The organism is Novipirellula rosea, assembly GCF_039541335.1.
Taxonomy (GTDB): Bacteria; Planctomycetota; Planctomycetia; order Pirellulales; family Pirellulaceae; genus Novipirellula; species Novipirellula rosea.
In genome coordinates, this window is the sequence record NZ_BAABGA010000030.1 from 75,678 (window position 1) to 92,776 (window position 17,099).

The 17,099-nt window shown below is 51.8% G+C and carries 14 protein-coding genes; 9 read left to right on the plus strand and 5 right to left on the minus strand.

The annotated features are described in order from the left end of the window. Window positions 1–54 precede the first annotated feature (54 nt). The 7 genes from ABD971_RS11765 (at window position 55) to ABD971_RS11795 (ending at window position 6,191) form a co-directional block, all read left to right on the plus strand. Entirely contained in the window at window positions 55–237 is a 183-nt protein-coding gene (locus ABD971_RS11765; RefSeq protein WP_345322250.1) for a hypothetical protein, read from the plus strand. A gap of 812 nt (window positions 238–1,049) precedes the next feature. Beyond that, window positions 1,050–2,135 (plus strand): HD domain-containing phosphohydrolase, encoded by a 1,086-nt coding sequence (locus ABD971_RS11770; RefSeq protein WP_345322252.1) that lies wholly within the window; start codon window positions 1,050–1,052, stop codon window positions 2,133–2,135. Between the two features lie 28 nt (window positions 2,136–2,163). Continuing rightward, window positions 2,164–3,918, plus strand: coding sequence for an HDOD domain-containing protein (locus tag ABD971_RS11775; protein ID WP_345322254.1), 1,755 nt, complete (start codon window positions 2,164–2,166; stop codon window positions 3,916–3,918). 304 nt (window positions 3,919–4,222) lie between these two features. Next, entirely contained in the window at window positions 4,223–4,684 is a 462-nt protein-coding gene (locus ABD971_RS11780) for a hypothetical protein (RefSeq protein WP_345322256.1), read from the plus strand. Next, the gene (locus ABD971_RS11785; RefSeq protein WP_345322258.1) at window positions 4,681–4,989 is read left to right on the plus strand and encodes a GNAT family N-acetyltransferase; all 309 of its coding nucleotides are present in this window, start codon (window positions 4,681–4,683) and stop codon (window positions 4,987–4,989) included. Before ABD971_RS11780 ends, ABD971_RS11785 begins: the two co-directional genes overlap by 4 nt. A 190-nt stretch (window positions 4,990–5,179) precedes the next feature. Beyond that, window positions 5,180–5,491, plus strand: a complete 312-nt coding sequence (locus ABD971_RS11790; RefSeq protein ID WP_345322260.1) for a hypothetical protein — start codon at window positions 5,180–5,182, stop codon at window positions 5,489–5,491. 217 nt (window positions 5,492–5,708) lie between these two features. Next, complete coding sequence (locus tag ABD971_RS11795) at window positions 5,709–6,191, plus strand: hypothetical protein (protein ID WP_345322262.1); 483 nt, start codon at window positions 5,709–5,711, stop codon at window positions 6,189–6,191. 563 nt (window positions 6,192–6,754) lie between these two features. Here the strand turns inward: ABD971_RS11795 and ABD971_RS36050 are convergent. Further along, window positions 6,755–7,036, minus strand: a complete 282-nt coding sequence (locus ABD971_RS36050; protein ID WP_425571295.1) for a BON domain-containing protein — start codon at window positions 7,034–7,036, stop codon at window positions 6,755–6,757. A 340-nt stretch (window positions 7,037–7,376) separates the two neighbouring features. On the opposite strand from ABD971_RS36050, the gene ABD971_RS11800 reads away from it, so the two are divergent. Next, the gene (locus tag ABD971_RS11800) at window positions 7,377–7,943 is read left to right on the plus strand and encodes a superoxide dismutase family protein (protein WP_345322264.1); all 567 of its coding nucleotides are present in this window, start codon (window positions 7,377–7,379) and stop codon (window positions 7,941–7,943) included. Between the two features lie 1,461 nt (window positions 7,944–9,404). On the opposite strand, the gene ABD971_RS11805 is transcribed toward ABD971_RS11800, so the two are convergent. Beyond that, window positions 9,405–11,867, minus strand: coding sequence for a multiheme c-type cytochrome (locus ABD971_RS11805; RefSeq protein WP_345322266.1), 2,463 nt, complete (start codon window positions 11,865–11,867; stop codon window positions 9,405–9,407). A gap of 399 nt (window positions 11,868–12,266) precedes the next feature. Between ABD971_RS11805 and ABD971_RS11810 the strand changes: the two genes are divergently transcribed. After that, entirely contained in the window at window positions 12,267–12,731 is a 465-nt protein-coding gene (locus ABD971_RS11810; RefSeq protein ID WP_345322268.1) for a CBS domain-containing protein, read from the plus strand. Between the two features lie 372 nt (window positions 12,732–13,103). Here ABD971_RS11810 and ABD971_RS11815 read toward each other — a convergent pair whose 3' ends face one another. The 3 genes from ABD971_RS11815 to ABD971_RS11825 all read right to left on the minus strand — a co-directional run bounded on the left by ABD971_RS11815 (window position 13,104) and on the right by ABD971_RS11825 (window position 16,898). After that, window positions 13,104–13,565 (minus strand): MgtC/SapB family protein, encoded by a 462-nt coding sequence (locus tag ABD971_RS11815; RefSeq protein WP_339946734.1) that lies wholly within the window; start codon window positions 13,563–13,565, stop codon window positions 13,104–13,106. A 442-nt stretch (window positions 13,566–14,007) separates the two neighbouring features. After that, complete coding sequence (locus tag ABD971_RS11820) at window positions 14,008–15,369, minus strand: arylsulfatase (protein WP_345322271.1); 1,362 nt, start codon at window positions 15,367–15,369, stop codon at window positions 14,008–14,010. Window positions 15,370–15,461: 92 nt separating this feature from the next. After that, window positions 15,462–16,898 (minus strand): sulfatase, encoded by a 1,437-nt coding sequence (locus tag ABD971_RS11825; protein WP_345322273.1) that lies wholly within the window; start codon window positions 16,896–16,898, stop codon window positions 15,462–15,464. Between the last annotated feature and the right edge of the window lie 201 nt (window positions 16,899–17,099).

Below are 17,099 nucleotides of genomic sequence, written 5' to 3' on the forward strand. Positions count from 1 at the left end.
TCCTCTTGACGCTGAAATATCATTAATCGAGCACACTGCTTGTTCGAGGCAGAAATGAAAAATCTCCTCTTTGTCCGGCTTGTGGTTCTGTTCAAAACCTTTGGCAAAACGAAGCGGCCTGCAGCCGTTGAAACGGAGGTAGCTTATTTTTCTGTTAAGGAAGTTTTCGCCGATTTGCAGACAAAAAAACGCGTCAATCATTTTGAAAAGGAAACCATTAATGAACGTTATTTCTAACGCAGTGTCCAAGTAACGCATTTGCTTATTTCGTCTCTTTATTGCGTAAACAGTGCACGGAAAACGATTGAACAGGCGGCGCATTAATTACCATTTTGCATGCCTAGCTGACAGACGATCGCGAATGCGGTGCATTTGTTTGCTATCAACCCTGTCGTGTTGTTTTCGCAAATAACGCAGAAAAGATGCACGCGACTACCCATTGGAATATGGAGAGAGTTTGCCAACTCACTCAATAACCGCACGCACGTGATACAACCTTAGTGCGCTTTCCGCCGGGCGGCCAATAATTTCCAAAGGAAAGTCGTTAAAGGATGGTGGGCAGGTGGAGTGTTTCCATCTCGTTATACGGAGACAACTCTTGATGGTCAGATTCCGATCTTTTATGAATCCAGATGGATGCAGATTTTAAGGCGATTAAAAAAAACGAAGTAAATTAGTAGCTAGCTTGGCGTGAGAAATGCATCCTGATTGGTTCTTCTAGAAGTCACAACCAAACATCCTCCCCTGCAACGAATCAGATCCGCCCCTATCCAATGTGGTGTCGTTTTTATTCTGCGTATGACGTCTAAAATGATTGAGTGGGAGGAATCGTTGAGAGGGTTCCACCCGATAAAAGTCGACTGTCATCGCTCGTTTTGCTCCGCACTCCCACGTATTTTGTTTTGGGAATACGTAGCGAATGACCAGGAAATATCGCTTATAACGCTTGAAGGAGTCTTGAGGACGCCACATTTAGTTACACGCGCTTACACCTGCTTTTCATTTCCTTAGCAAGTTAAAACGTTCTATAGTAAAAGCAGGAGATTACAATGAAAGTTTTAGTTGTAGAGGATGATGCGATCTCAAGGGAGGTCGTAGCTCACGTTCTTACGAGTGCCGGATACGAAGTTGTTACTGCGAGCGACGGCAACGAGGCTCTTCAAGCAATCGATACGATTGGGCATTGCCAATTGGTAATTTCGGATCGTGACATGCCTGGAATGAATGGCATTGAACTGTGTCGCGAATTACGTGCGCGGAACACACGAGGCTATGTCTATTTCATAATGTTGACCAAGCTTGATCAACCAAAGGATAAGATTGAAGGCTTTGCAGCCGGGGCTGACGATTACATAACTAAGCCGTTTAATTCAGCCGAGCTGCTGATGCGGGTCAACACAGGGCGGAGGATCATCGCTCTTGAGACTCGCGATATGGCAATCTTCATGATGGCCAAACTTGCGGAATCTCGTGACCCTGAGACCGGAGAGCACTTAGAACGCGTTCGCAATTTTGCAAAAACTCTTGCCCATCACATGTATGAAAGGCATCCTCGGCGACAAGGGTTAGATCGGTTATTCGTAGATCTCATTTACGATACAAGTCCTCTGCACGATATTGGAAAAGTTGCGATTCCCGACCGCGTGTTGTTGAAACCAGGCAAACTTACCGCTGAAGAATTTGAGATTATGAAACGGCACACGCTTGAAGGAGCAAAAACCATCCAAGCGGCTTTGGAGGCGTATCCCAATGCACGGTTTCTACAAATGGCGTGGGAGATCGCAATTTCGCATCACGAAAAGTTTGACGGCACTGGCTATCCATACGGCCTGTCCGGCGAACAGATACCGCTTTCGGCACGAATTGTGGCAGTCGCCGATGTCTATGACGCGGTAACATCAAAACGCGTCTACAAAGATGCGTTTCCGCATGAAGCAGCGCGTTCAATCATCATTGATGGCTCAGCTCATCATTTTGATCCAGATGTTGTCGACGCATTCCTAGAGTCTGAAAGCGAGTTCCAATCGATTCGATCACGGTTCACGGACGCTCCAGTGGAGGGATACAGCTCACTTGTCAATGATCCTACAGCGGATCCGATGAACTCAATCGCACTTCCGGCGAACTCAATGTAACAACACAGAAACATAAGGGGCAATTACCATGAACGGTACGCAGAAACAACGTCTTGCAATTGTTGTTGACGACGAATCAATTGCCAGGAAAATGATGACCTTCGCGTTAAAGCGTGAGGGGTTCACCTGCCATTCTGCCAGCGATGGCGAAGAGGCGATGCTACTGCTTGAGGATCTAGAGTACGATCTTGTCGTTACGGACCTTGCGATGCCACACAAGAACGGACACGCGCTCGCGGTTGAACTGCTGAAGCTCGCCAAACGCCCATTCATCGCTGTTCACACTTCAGTCGTAGACCCGCAAATCACAAAGGATCTGATGAACCGAGGAGTTGACGACATTGTCTTTAAGCCAACCGACTACGCTGCCTTCGCAGCGAAAATGAAAGTGCTGGTTGACAAACTTGTCAATTATCCTCAACCGGAACATTCGCAGCAGACGCTTGAATCAAATGATGACGTTGAGTTGACAACGAATCAGACTTCAAACACTGGAATTAACAACACCGAGGGGGGCGTTGAAATAGATGGGGAAGTCGAATCACCAGCAGAGGCTCCAAAGTTAGGCAAATCGTCAGTAGTGAAGTCCTTGCAATCAATGGGGATCGAATCACTACCCTTTTCGCATTTCGCATTAGAAGCGTGCCGGGTCGCCTGTGAACAAGATTCTGAAGCAGAAGATATCGCTGCAGCGATTGAGAAAGAGCCTGCACTTACATCCGAGCTTCTGCGACTGGGAAACAGCAGTCTTTACAATCGCACGGGCAACAAAGCTCTAGATTTAGAAGAAATTATTGTTCGAGTTGGACGACGCCAAATAGGAGAATTGGCGTTAGCGTTAGATGCTTGCGATTCACTGCGTGACATGGGCATCCCTTTCTTGAATGTGAAACTTGCATGGCAACGCAGCCTTGCGGCTAGAGTCGCTGCAAAGCTTTTGATATCTCAGAGATCGAGCGGGAGCACGAGTGCTGGAATCGTGCTTAGCGCATCGATGCATCTTCTTGGTCGAATGATTCTCGCCAAAAAGTTTTCATGCGAAATGGTCGCTCTACTCGAACTCGCCAACCAGACCGGGGACGCATTGACAGAACTGGAACGACAGACATTTTCTGAAAGTCAGTCCGCAATGCTTGCAGGACTATTATCAAAATGGAATATCCCGCAGGACATTATCGGCCCGTTGGAACACCTCGATTCCACATACGGCGAATTGGTTTCGCTGAACCGCGCCAATCGAGACGACGCTGAATTAGTAAAGATCGCTGTATTGATTGGCTGGCTTGCAGTAGGAAAATGGGAGGCGTGGGACCTTGTAGAAATCCCGCCATCGAGCGTATTCCGACATCACTGCAATACCTCACTACGTGAAATTGTCAGTCGAACTCGAGATGGACTTGCCGAGGCATTGGCGGGACTAGGCAAAAATTCCTCGCTAGTGGTTGGTGACTCAAAGATGATGCCTTGCAATTATCGCTGCGCTGGAGAAACCGACGTCGATTTTATCAGAGAGATGTTGCCCTCACTGGAGTTGAGCGAAGGATCAGGGGGCAGTGATGATCAGCTTGCTACGGTGGTTAACGGTCTCGACGCATCACCGGAACGCATAAACACACTCATTCAATCCCGTGACCGAAACGATTGCGTGTTACTGACGAAGCCTGACCTGCAAAAGAGTTTGATAAGTGGGCCTGCTGTTGTGCTCTTCCCATGCACATTCGGCCGTCTGGCTGAATCCATAAAAGCACTGCATGTTCCGAGAAGCAAGGCCAAAGTTCGCTAATTTCAAGACGAAAGGGTCGGTTCGTTGTCTATTGCGAGGGCACCTCCTCCTCTATCTCTTCAACGGTCCTTCAGAAATCCAATAGTCAGTCTCGCTGTACAGAATGTGCTAGCGTTGCAAAACCGCGTGAAACCAAGTGCGGGCGGGACTCAATTAGCGTAAACTTGGGATTTTCCGAGACGGAGTTTGTGGCAATGACAGGAAGACGCAACTATCAGACACAAATCGTCAAGCTGCACCTCGTGTTACATGCCGTTGCACATCGAACCGTTCCGAAAAGCATTTTGTCACTCAAAGGAAACAGATGAATTTCGATCAAGACCAGTCGCCCGACCAAACTCCCAATGAAAGTTGGAATAAGAGTACCGCCGATCTTGAGGCGAAGAAGACAATCGTCTTAGAAAACGCTCGATCTTTGATAGAGAGAGCAAAGGAGGAAAGAGAATCTTTACCCCAAGTCGAGCTTCGGCAACGAGCCATCGCCTCCCTTGGCAGTCGGGCACAAGGTGTGCAGGTAGTTCGGTTAGTCCTTCATCCTCTGGCTGGGAATGTCAGTGACGCCGGTCGCGAAAAAGGAATTGAACAGGTAATCGCGATGATTCTGGAGGCTTGCGAGAGCAATCCTGAAGTTTCGTGGGACGCCGGCACCTGGTCGGTTTATGCAGGATTTGCAGGAGGTTATGTAATTAGGCGAGGAATAATTACCGAACTGGCCCATAGAGCGTTAAAAATGAAATGGAGCTTAATCGAAGGGAAAGTTAAATGACTCTTCCAAGAGTTGAATTCCGCAAGATCCGAACCGATGGTCCTGTAGTTTATTGGTATGTCGAAGCCTATTCGCCGGACGATTTTGTCTTTCCAGTTGGCACCGGTTATGTCCTTGAGGCAGGCACGGCAGCACACTTGAGCTATATACTTGTCGCAGACCAGTGGCGGAGAAAAGGTTATGGAACTGCGATATTCCAGGCTTGCAAATCGCGTTGGACTAACTTTATTTCGACGGGTTCAATGGACTCCGCAAGCGAATTATTCATGAGCGCGGCTGGGATTCTGAAAACCAGCGAGGAGTAAAGCGAGGGCAATAGGGGCGGTACTGCGAGAAAATGGAGCGTTTCGACACGCTGCCAAAACATAGGCGTGCGCGGAGCCTTTAGAATAATGGGTCACTTCCCATTCCCCACCACAGGCATCGTTTCGAAAACGCACGTTGATTGCGTTAACGACGGATTATCGATTTGCCCCTATCGGTTTCCCAAATGTCATGAATGACGAATATTTTAACGTCGAAGTGAACGAAGAGTTTTCGTACGAAGGCGACAAGTACAGAAAGCTGGACGATCGCAGATCACTATTATTAAGCGACGGGGATGAGAAAGTGGTTCACTTTTACCCAAAGGATGAGGTCTATCGGCTTAGCTTGCCAGCGACGGAGCCAATACTAGCGAAACAAAAACTTCCCGAGCGATCATCAATCAGAAATGCATTGTTATGGGTGATGCTTCTAAGCCTGGGCATCTTAGTTGTTGGTGGGCTACTTTCGGCGATTGTGTGGCTAGCAATCAGATGGGGGTGACGCTTGTGATCCTCGCAACGGGAATGACGAGCAACGCCCCTGAGTAACATTAGCGTATCGACACCCAGTTTTGCAACGCACGAATTCATACACGCCTCCCGGTACGGTGGCCATTGCAGAGTGACTTTGCATTATTCAATGCAATTCCCCCGTTTTTTCCCTACATGACTTGGAAGGAAACCTATGTTTGAAAACTAGCGAATAAAGGAACCAGCTCATGTTTTCGTTTTTAAGACGCAAAGAGGAATGTCGTGCAGAGGCCGCGTTGCGACGCATTCTGGACCGCACGACACCCAACGTGACTTTTGATGTCGAGGATAATCGATGTCACAATCGATACCATCGCACCTTGCCTGTTCTTGTCACACCTTGCCGGGGTAATTCATTACTGGTCGACCAATCCGTCGTAGGATTAACTCGCGACATTTCCGATAACGGGATGTCAGTTTTACTGTCGCAAGCCCTAGATTCTTTTTCGGTGGCTGTCAGTATCTGGCTTGCCTCGCGGCAATCCATCGACCCGCACCCGGTGACCTTATTGGGGCTCGCTGCACATTCTATTGAGATTGGTGGCGGATATTGGCACACGGGAATTCACCTCACGGATCGACTGGAAGACCACGCATTGTCAGCACAGCTTTTACCTTTAGTTGAAAAGTTACTCCCCTCAGAGGCATTGGTGGAACTTGCTAAAGTCTAATTGAGTGCCGCCACCCTTCCTTGCTTTTCTTGACGAAATGGCATTGAAGTTCTTCAAGTGTGAAATTCTTCACTGAAGATCGGTCCACTGTCAACTTTTCATGGGCAACTTCAGAACTCGCGCTTCGGGTTAAGGCGTCAACTCCCATCGCGATCTGACACCTGCCTTCTTTCGCCTGTGCGGACGCTTGAACCTGTAGCGTGCTAATGCTGACTTGGAAGCGCGTCAGCACAAGAGTTTGAAGAGTGTCTTCAACCGCACCGTCGCCGCAAAACCCCAGCCCTCGAAAGTCACCTCATCGAACAACGCATCGCACTTTTCTCACCCAAATCGTTAAACGATGGACTCACCGCTGCGCCGAGTGAATCAACTGCAATGCAGACAAGCGTTCGCTTGGATGAGGATTAGTGATCGTGAGATTTTTTTTCTAGATAGCTTCCCGTCAGCTACTCGATGTATGCTGCGCTCGAAAGTAGCCCATGCAATGCGTACACTCAAACGCTCGATGGGAACCAGTAACTTGCGACCACAAATCGGTCACGATTGGGTAAACCTCAATTGACTCATTGGGCGTTCTCCTCGGCGTAAACAACTTCGACTTGATTGTCGATTTGGGTGACACCAGCAATGCGTCGCACTGTTTCCTGCGCCATCTGCTTAATGAAATAAGAGGGAACCGTGCCCATGAGCAGTACAACCCCATCTTTGCAGTGGCAACGAACATATTGAAGTTGGCGATACGAACTATTGCACAGGCTCCGTCGAACGCGTAACTCCAATGGATTGGATAGCGATCGATGAACCCCAGTTGGATAGGGACGTGGGGAAGGAAGTGTTTGGATCATGGTCGGAATTTCCTCCGGGTGAAACTCTCCGTTATCGAAAATGCGAGCGACTACGGCTCCAGTGATTCACCCGTCTGCTGCCACGCTTTCGCTCCGCCATCGTAGTCATAAACGTGGCGGAATCGTACTCCGCGTAAAGCCATCGTGGACCTAATAAACTTCATTTTCTGGAGAATTGCTAACGCACGACACTGTAAAATTCCCCGATTGGAAGTGGGGGAAAATCCCATTCAGGCATAGGAGGAAATTGGCGCGAATCGCGTTGTTTTCTGTGTTGCTGGTCGTTGGATGTAGCAATTCAAGCACTACTCCGAATGCGACGACCAACGACAATGAATCCATGGCCAAGAGTTCGTCGACGGACGCATCGGCAAGCCAAAATGGCGAAGAATCTTTAAAAGCCGTTTGCGAATTGGTGCCGGTCGGTTCCAGTGGTGTCACGGGCACGATCCAATTCTCGTCGAGTGGCAACATGGTCCAAGTTCGTGGCGACGTTGCTGTCCTGAAGCCGGGGAAGCACGGCTTCCATGTCCATGAACAGGGCGGTTTGTCCGACAAAGTCACTGGCAAATCAACGGGTGGGCACTTCAATCCGACCGACCAACCACATGGTCGGCCGAGTGATACAGAGCGGCATGTCGGCGATATTGGAAATATCGAGGCTGATAAGAATGGAAAGGCGACAGTCAAGATCGATGACGCTGTGATCAAATTGTCGGGAGATGATTCAATCGTAGGTCGCGGATTGGTGATCCATGCCGAACCCGATCAGTTTACACAGCCCACTGGTGACGCATGCAACCGCGTGACCTTCGGTGTCATTGAAAAGACCTATAGGCTTTCGCTCCCGAAAGAATGTTCACGCAATATGCTCATTCACTTCTATACTTGGTCGTTAAGAGGGTAACAACTGATGGGACACGATGATTGGTATCACGCAGGAGGCGAAGTCCGGAACAACCGTCGACCCGAGGGAAGCGTTTAGATTTAGAAAGAGTCGAGGGATGGAAACAAGAATTACAATCACCTTTCTGCCGAGGAGGCTGAACGCCAATATGGGGTGTACAAACGTGTCCGTGAAACGGTATTAGCGTTACGTCCCAGGCCCATGTAAGTCCTAGTTCAGGCGGAAGTTCCTACACCGGCGGCTAAACACGTCGGAATATTTCATTCGGCGCAACTGCGAAGTGACGACATGTATGATCATTGGCCGATTTCACTTAGTGTTATGGTGAGGGTCGCGAGCAGTTCTTGGAAACGGTCCCCCGCATGTGCTGGCATGAGTTGATACTGGATCTTTTTCCGAAGACTTCGACGAAAGTGTTTCCAGCTCAACCCGAGTCGTTTGGGTTAGTAGCGCAGGGACCACATGCTCATTTTTTCGTCAGTTCATTCTCCAATTCAGTGAGTACTTTCCTGGGTTGATCGGGGGACTTTCTGAAAAGAATTCGAAGAAGTTTTTGTTCTAGGACGTCGAGCATTCGCGGTGGTCCGGGGTGCTCATCGGTCTCGAGCAATTGTGCACAACCCTTGTGAAAGCGATCTATCCACGACGACGCCGAATTCCGGTCCACACCAAAAATGTCGACAATTTCGCTGACCTCATATCCCTGCTTGCCTGTTGCTCGGGCAGATAGCCAGCCGCTTCAAAGAGGAATAGCGGATAGTCGGCACACCAATAGATTGCAAATTGCTCCAGTGTATGTAGCAAACTGTAGTTAATTACCCGAAAGACAACACAATCGAACTGAATTTGAAACTAGGCCCGATGCTAGAGAACGATAAATCTGGCCTAAAATCAGCTGTCAATGAAGAAGTGAGAGGACTTTTCATGCATACTGGAAGCCTATCCCACTTGGCGCGGACGAAACTCTTGGCGAGTTTCGCTACGGTGGAAGATTGATGCGGGGAGGGCTGACGACAGGCTGGAAGCCTATCCCACTTGGCGCGGACGAAACTCTTGACGAGTTTCGCTACGAGGGAAGATTGAGGTTGGGAGGGCTGGAGACAGGCTGGAAGCCTATCCCACTTGGTGCGGACGAAACTCTTGGCGAGTTTCGCTACGAGGGAAGATTGATGTTGGGAGGGCTGGTGACAGGCTGGAAGCCTATCCCACTTGGCGCGGACGAAACTCTTGGCGAGCTTCGCTACGGGGGAAGATTGATGCGGGGAGGGCTGGTGACAGGCTGGAAGCCTATCCCACTTGGCGCGGACGAAACTCTTGACGAGTTTCGCTACGGGGGAAGGTTGATGCGGGGAGGGCTGACGACAGGCTGGAAACCTATCCCACTTGGTGCGGACGAAACTCTTGGCGAGTTTCGCTACGAGGGAAGATTGATGCGGGGAGGGCTGGTGACAGGCTGGAAGCCTATTCCACTTTTTTGCGGCGGCGGTACCAGGTTGCCCCCAAGACGGCGAACACTGGGAGGCTGAGGATGCCGATCGCTTGGCCCCAGGCACTCGAGAGCACGATTTTGTTGAGCAGCGCATCATGCTCGTCTGGCGACTTGGGAATTTGACCAGTGTATTCAGCCACGTGATGCAGCAGACTGACGGCCAGCGAGGCGGTCGGAATCTCTTTGTGACAGGCAATACAGGTTCCTTCGCGGCTGATCCGATCGAGTTCGCCTTTGTTGAACGCTCGCGATAACTGGAAGTGATGTCCCACCGTAGCAACCTGTTGTCCGTCACTGTCGACAATCTGGGACCAGTCGTGATCGAGGTTTTCAATCGCTGCCATCTGAGCTTGCGACTGCTTGGGCAGGATCGTGCCGTCGATCGATTGCAGATCGACAACGTGCTGCTGGTTCCAAGGCCGCGTGGATCCGATCCCCAGCCCGAGTGCTTTGTTGGATGCATGACACGATTCGCATGAGCGTGCGTTTTTGGTGATCGTATGCGGCTGAGTGGGGCTCATGTCGATCGACAATTGGCCATCTTCGCCGCCGCCTTCACTGTTCGCTTCGGTTTTGAAAATATGATTCAGCATCAGTGGCTTACCGTCTTCGCCGATCACGGTCACCGAGGTTTGGCAGCCGGGGGCCAGCGGACTGACACGTCCTTCGCCGTTGATCCCCAACATCGGTTCTTCCCAGCGTTCGTAGCTGCGACTCTCGCTGACCTTTCCGGGGATGATCGTATCGAATCCCTCTTCGCCTCGATCAGCCCGGTGCTCGACTTCGCCATGCAGACGTCCGGCGGCAACCCAGTCGAACCCTTGTTTGGATTCGTTGCACTCGGGACATTTGTCCTTTTGCGTGAAGTCAATTTTGACGTGACATCCATAACATTGCGGCGTCCACGAGGCGTGGCACGAATAACACTCCATCTGCTGCAGATGCGACGTCACACTTTGCATCGCCACACGACCGCGCTCGCTGATCTTGTTCTCTTGCATCAACGTCTTCAGCGGCTTCATGCGAATGTCGGCACCGGCGGCGGTATAAACAATGATCTCGTCGTCATCGCGGACGACATTTTCGTACGGGTTACCGCGAGCGGTCAACAGAAACCCGTCCCGTTTGTCGACTTCGGCGCCTTGTAGCGTATGCGGCAATGGCGTGTCGGTCAGCCCCCGCGGTTCACCAGTTGCAGGAGACTCGTAAAACTCGTCCATGAACCCGAGCGGCAAATCCCAGGGGAATTGATCAGGTGTGCCGTGGCAATCCGAGCATTCAATCTGCACTGCGGCCAAGTTCGCGCCGGCGAGAAAACCATCACCGTGCACATCAAGCGAGGTGTGACAGTCTTGGCAAGTCATTCCCTTTTGGTAATGAATGTCCTGCTCCATCGCGAGGTAATGTTTTGTATGCAGTTTGGGTTGGTCGCTGCCGTCTTCGGCGTACGGCGAATGGAACGGCGTTTCCATCAGCCCTTGAAACGACACTCCGATGCGTTTGCCGCGGTCGTGACACGTGGTGCAGGTTTCCACGGGAATACCGCTATAGGTTTTGCCGTGAACGGTGACTTTTGCATCACGAGTGCCTTGAATCGAATGCACCAGCGCGTGCCCCGGTTCATCGTGCGGAATCGATTGATCGTCGCCTTCGTAGAACCCTTCGTTGCCGTAGGGAACGTGACATGACGAACAGCCCATGCCGCGAAAATCGCCTCGCTCTTGTCGGCCTTTGACCGCATGATGACAACGTTGGCATTCTTGGCGAATGTAGGTAAACGCAGCAAGCGATGGATCTTGTTCCAACTGACTGAGTTCATCGCGTTTGAGTGCGTCGGGAAGCGGTTCGTGACGATCAACGAAAACGTTCGGCTCTTTCTCTTTCAGCACCGCCATATATTTGCGGTAGGCATCGGTGCCAAGCCGCTCGCTCGGATCGGCCGGATTTTCGACAGCGTAGTTTGCCCATTTATGTTCGTAACCGGTGAGCGAACCAAACGCCCAGCAGACGCCTTGGATCTTGCCCGCTTCGGTCATCATCAGACTCTGCCACTGGACTCGGACTTGGTCCTCATGACATTGACCACATGTTTCCGAGTTGACCCAAGGGCTGCTCGGTTGCGGGTAGAAGTTGTCGCCGCCGTGAGCCTTTGCCTTGTCGACTTTTTCAGTTGGATCACCGTTGTGACAAACCACACAGCCGGCCGGATCCCCCAAGGCTTCGCCTCGCTGCATGATCTGGTTGAGCATCTCGGAGCCGATTTCGCGAATCGGCTCGACCTCGGAATGACATGCCATGCAGCCCGATTCGGCAGCGGCGGGAAAATGGTCGAGTAATCGATCGGCGAAACAAGCTGGCGTGACCGCAAAGCAGACGAACGCGACTAAGAACGCCACCGCAGCGGTCTGGAACCGAGTCAAGGTGGAAAGCAACATGCAGCAACAGCTTGATGAGTAGATTGAAAAGATGAGCCGCGGATTATGGCAGATCAACGCAAAAGGTTCCCCCCAATCTTGCGGATAATACACGGATTTCATTCGGATTCGGAGAAGCGAATTGTGCGGGAACCCGCAAATCTTGCCTGCCACGCTTCTCCGAACCGTACATCAGCTTGACAACCATATCGCTTTCCGTGTGATCCGCCGCCATTCATGCCGCTTGGTACAAGATTCGCAAACTTAACGCCTTCGGTTGGTAACCCCCGCGTTCACGCCAGCATGACCGCAGCAGTGGCACTGGGTGGTGTTCACTGAATCGGTGTCAACCATCACCGCTCTACCGAAACAGGGACACGAACAATGACGACTTTAGCTTCACCCACAGCGCAAGACCTCATGAACCGCGACGTCTGGACCATCGCCCCCGACATGCATTTGGTCGACATCGTGGCGTTTCTTCAAAGGCACAAACTATCCAACGCACCGGTGACCCAAAAAGAAGGAAACCAGCAACGCTTGTTAGGTTTTATCTCGGAGGGCGATTGTCTGGAGTGCTTGGCAAACGAGTTGTTTTATGGCAACCCGAGTCCGGTGCAGACGGCCGAAACGATGATGAAACGACATCCGACTTGTGTGACACCCACGACCGACATTTTCACATTGACGTCGATCTTTATGAGTCACAAATTCCGGCACCTGCCCGTGGTCGAGGGCCCGATGTTATTGGGCATTATCAGCCGCCGCGATATCCTAAAATCGCTCGACAAATACTACCGCGAGTGGTCGGAAACTCGCGATCATGAACGCTTCCCAGTGGACTTGCACGAGATCATGAACCTACGCTTCTTGGTCGGGAAATAGGGCACCGATTGGGGGCAACGCGAGACGAGCGGGCACACTCACACCGTCTCGGCTCGCACACAGTGTGTGCACCACCGCGCGATTCGTTTTCGCGTTTTGGCTGTGTTTGCGATGACTTTGGCGAATGGAAACGAATCGTGTGAGGAAGATCCGGCAACCATCCACGCTCTGGCGAGCGTAGCCACGGAAACGCAAATGCCGAAATCTGTCGACTCAAAAATGGATTACAGCGCCGGATATGTGCTAATTTAGAGTAGCGGAAGTCGTCAAGACTTTCGTTTCCATAATGAATGCCCCCCGAAACTCTTGACGAGTTCCGCTACAGAAAATGCTTTTCAGCGCACGCCAAACGTCTAACTCGATCAACCGAGATTAATCGTTGGTCGGATCGCCCGGTTTTTGAACTCGTTTGCGTTGGTTCAACAAACGCTCTTCGATCGGCCGCAGACCTACGAGTACGACGATCGTCAAGAGCACGCTGGTGATCGCGAGTGGGTATTCGCCCAATCCGCACGCCGTTCCTATCGCTGCGGAGAGCCAAATGGTCGAAGCGGTTGTCAAGCCAAACACCTCGTGTTTTCGATCCGCTTTCAGAATTGTGCCGGCACCGATGAATCCGACACCTGCTGCGATCCCTTGCACGACGCGGGTCAGATCTAGCGGTAATTGCGACGTCAGTTCACTACATGCCAACACGAACATCGCCGAGGCGAGTGAAACCAACATATGGGTGCGGAGACCGGCGGAATGACCACTCATTTGACGTTCGATACCAATCAAACCGCCGAGCAACACCGCGGCAACGGTCGGTAACCACACACTGCTGTAGCTCATCGCGTTCGCCTCGATTGTGATGAAAGAATGGCCAATAAGTATAGTTGCGACGGGTTATGCAAATAACTCGCCCCCCCAGATCTCAATATAACCACATCGATCGCTCCGTTTCACGCTGGCAATCGATCTTCGCAAAGCGGACGATGACCGATGTCTGCGCCAAGTCGAATTCCGCTGGCGAAACATTTACCCTAGTGCTCCGTCTCGACCCCAATTGGGGCTTGCCCCTAGCAGAAGACGTCTACGACTTGTTGATTTAGTGAGCCGTGACGCGTCAGCGGCCGGGTCCCGCTCGCTACCCGGTGCCTTACGGCCCACGGCTCACTGTTGCGATTTGCATTTCGATTAAATCAACAAGTCGTTGACGAGTTCCGCTACCTTAGCATTGCGAAACTCTTAACGAGTTTCCGTAAAGCCGCGACAAAATCGAGGGGTGACTTGACTATCTGTTCGACTTTTTCTTTTTGGACTGAACTTGCTCTGCGAGCGGCCAGAACGAAGACGGCACATGCGAATTTGTCATGACGTCTTCGATCTTGGTCACGATCTCTGGATGTTCCGCAGCGACGTTGTTCGTCTCGCCGGGGTCGGTCTGCAAATCGAACAACATCAGCGATCCTTTGGTACCGCGCCGCAGCCCCTTCCATTGCCCCATTCGCACTGCCTGTTGTGAACCGCCTGGGAATGCCCAGTAGAGCGGACCGCGATCCGCTTGCGATTTCCCCTTCAACGTGGGCACGACCGAGATGCCGTCCAAGTTTTGCGGTGTCGAGGTGCCGGCCAAATCACAAAGCGTGGGAAAGACATCACGCATGCCCCAGACAAAATCGCTGGTCACTCCGGCGGGTGTATGGCCCGGCCAACGCACAGCCATCGCGGCGCGGATGCCGCCTTCGTAAAGCGTTCGCTTGATGCCTTGGAAGGGCGCGTTGGAACCAAGTGACTTAACAAATGGTGTGTTGGGACCATTGTCCGACGTGTAGAAGACGATCGTGTCCTCGTCGAGTTTCAGTTCTTGCAGCAAATCCAGAATCACCCCCACGGTCGTGTCCGCTCGCGTCACCATCGCGGCGTAGTTGCGGACCTCTTGCGACCAAGGTTTGTCCTTATAGATTTGATAGGCGGCATCTGCATGAGGAATCACGTACTTTCCATGCGGCAAACAATACGGCAAGTACAGAAAGAACGGTTTGTCTTTGTGCTCGCGAATAAACCGTGTGGTGTCCTCTTCAAACAGATAGTGCGAGTAACGTTTGTTGGTTTCCATCCGCTCGCCATCGTTCCACAACCAATCGGTGTAGTGATCGTGGGCGTGGACTTGGTCGAGATAACCGAGGAAGTGGTCAAACCCTTGTTTGTCGGGAGTCCCGGCAGAACCGGGGTTCCCGAGTCCCCACTTGCCGATGCCACCGGTAACATAGCCTGCCTTTTGAAGTGATTCTGCGACGGTCACATCCTCGTCCTTCAAAAAGACCAATCCGTTTTCGTCGGTCTGATTGCGAGCCGCTGCGGCCTTGTTATCGCGTCGCCGGCAGTGCCCGGTGTGAAGTCCCGTCATCAGTACACACCGCGTCGGCGCACAAACCGCGGACCCCGAGTAGTGATCGGTAAACCGCATTCCTTCGGCACACATACGATCAAAGTTCGGTGTCTGAATCTCGGTCGACCCCATTGCCCCGAAATCTGCGTAGCCTGCGTCATCGAGCATCACGTAAATGACGTTTGGTTTGCGATCGGCAGCATAGGAAGAAACGGCGAACACCAATGTGAGAGCGGCGAAATGGAAAATACGGGAAAGTTTCATGGGAACCGCCTTGGTTGGCAATGTACGGGGAACAAAAGCTCGGTGGTGGAGAAGAACATGAGCGTGGAGAAATCGATTGGATGCAACCCTTTTTACGAAGATTGGGGGCGTTTTGACTTTGGTTGTCGCCCCACTTCTTGCTGGCGAGTTGGATCGAAATTGGGATTCGCCGAGGACATTTGGGCGTTAACGGATTCTCGCCACTTGTGCAGTTTCCCTTTTAGCTCCGCCGTCTTCGCAGGCAACTTTTCAGATAAGTCAGTTTGCTCGCCGATGTCGCGGGACAGATCATACAGCTCGACACGCTCGTCTTCATGGAACTCGATCAAGCGATAAACCCCCGAGCGGATGGCACTGTAGGGCGAATCACCGCCAGCGTGGTAATGGGGATAATGCCAGAACAAGTCACGGTCAAAACGATATTGGGGATCGCGTAGAAGCGGCACCAAGCTGAGTCCATCTTTGGGGTGTGATTGACTCGCCGCGATCCCGGCGAGTTGCTGGAGCGTGGGAAACAGATCCATCGTGATGATCGGTTCATCACAAACGGATCCGGCCGGCGTAACCCCAGGCCAATAGGCGATCGCGGGAACGCGGACGCCTCCTTCGTAGGCAGACCCCTTGCCACGTCGCAGCGGCAAATTCTCGGTAAAACCATCGTGTTTTCCGTTACGCTGCGTCAAGCCACCGTTATCACTAATAAATAGGATCACTGTGTCGTGGGTCAGGTTATTCTTTTCGAGTTGTGTGACGATGCGGCCAACGCTTTGGTCCAAGCTGGCGACCATCGCGGCATAGCTTGGATTTTGGTGCATCGCGTTCGGATCGACCTTTGATGTAAAGTAGTCAACCAGGTCGCTGCGGCCTTGGATCGGCGTGTGAGGCACGTGGTAGGCGAAGTAAAGGAAGAACGGTTCCGATTTCGATTGATCGATAAATTCGCACGCTTTGTCGGTCAAGTAGTCGGTCAAGTAGTTTGATTTTGACTCGCCCACCGATGGCGTCTTTAGCAGGTAACCCTTCGTCCCAGGCGGACGGTCGTAGGAAACGTCAAACCCTTGGTCGGTCGGCTTGGTACCGCTGGCTTGTTTACCAATGCCGCTGAGATGCCATTTCCCGATGTGACCGGTTCGATAACCGCTGCCCTTTAAGACCTCGGCAATCGTTGTTTCTTCGCCATCAAGACGTTTGGTCCAATCCGGGATCTGCAGTTTAGCGTAGGGACGGTTTTGGCCGGCGATAAAGTCGGACAAATGGAGCCGCGCAGGATACTTGCCAGTCATGATCGACGCACGGGTCGGCGAGCAAACGGTGCAAGCCGCATAGGCGTTTGTGAATCTCATCCCTCGCTCGGCCAGCGAATCTAAATTAGGGGTTTCGTAAAAGTCGCTGCCGAAGCATCCGAGTCCGGTCCAGCCGAGATCGTCGGCCAATAGCAGGATGACGTTGGGACGTTCGTCGGCCACCGCCGGGGTTGCGATAAGCGAGGTGAGCAACAAGCCGACGAAGGTCACGATTCCTTTGAACATATGAGATGCCTACTTGAGATGAAAGTTTGTGAGCGAACGCAACAACTCGCCTGTATAACAAGTCAAGATGTGTCGTAGTACACTGCTAAAACCTTGGGCTTGACGTCGATATTGGGGGTGGATTTATCTTCTGGCCTGTACTGCGGTCACCTCTCCACCGACGAAGTCGGGGGAGAGGTGGCAGAAAACCAACGCAACCGT